This is a genomic window from Hydrogenophaga sp., assembly GCF_051860785.1.
Classification (GTDB): domain Bacteria; phylum Pseudomonadota; class Gammaproteobacteria; order Burkholderiales; family Burkholderiaceae_C; genus Hydrogenophaga.
The window spans coordinates 1-535 of record NZ_JBIMLB010000052.1; the positions used below are offsets into that span (position 1 = coordinate 1).

Annotated in this window: 1 pseudogene; it reads right to left on the bottom strand. The window is 55.7% G+C overall.

Features of this window, described 5'->3' with window-relative positions:
• Positions 1-275: 275 nt before the first annotated feature.
• Positions 276-535 (bottom strand): annotated as a pseudogene (locus ACTIF6_RS26855) (tRNA 2-thiocytidine(32) synthetase TtcA); the annotation flags it as partial.

Here is a 535-nt window from a genome sequence, read left to right on the forward strand (position 1 = left end):
CTCGACCTCATGTTCCTAGGCTTCATCAGCTTCGTGCTCGTCGCTGATGGTCTGCGGTTGTGTTAACAGACCCTAGTGCACCATCTATCTGCATCCCATGATGGGTGTCTATGAGCCGCTTATGCGTCGCCCCTGTGGGGGGCCTCACAGAGGGACGGTACGGGGCCATCGATCAAGACGCCTCGCCATCGGCTGGGCTACCAGTTGATCGCTCGTCTCGGGCAGTGCCTGCTGCGGTAGACCGAGTAGAAAGCTACTCTTGTGGCAAAACAAGACTACTCGATCGCGATAGTGTTCTGGAACCGATCTAGAGTGTCGTCACGATCAAAAAGGAGATCGCCAGGTTCATCAGCAGACGCAATTCCTTCGAAATTCTGGAAGTCGAAGAGCTTGCGATCCAATAAGTGCGACGGGACAACATTGGACATCGCAGACATCATGCTGCGCAGCCGCTGTGGATGGTCTCGATCCCACTGCTCTAGCAGCGCTTTCATCGCTTGGCGTTGGAGATTTGGCTGCGAGCCGCAGAGGTTGC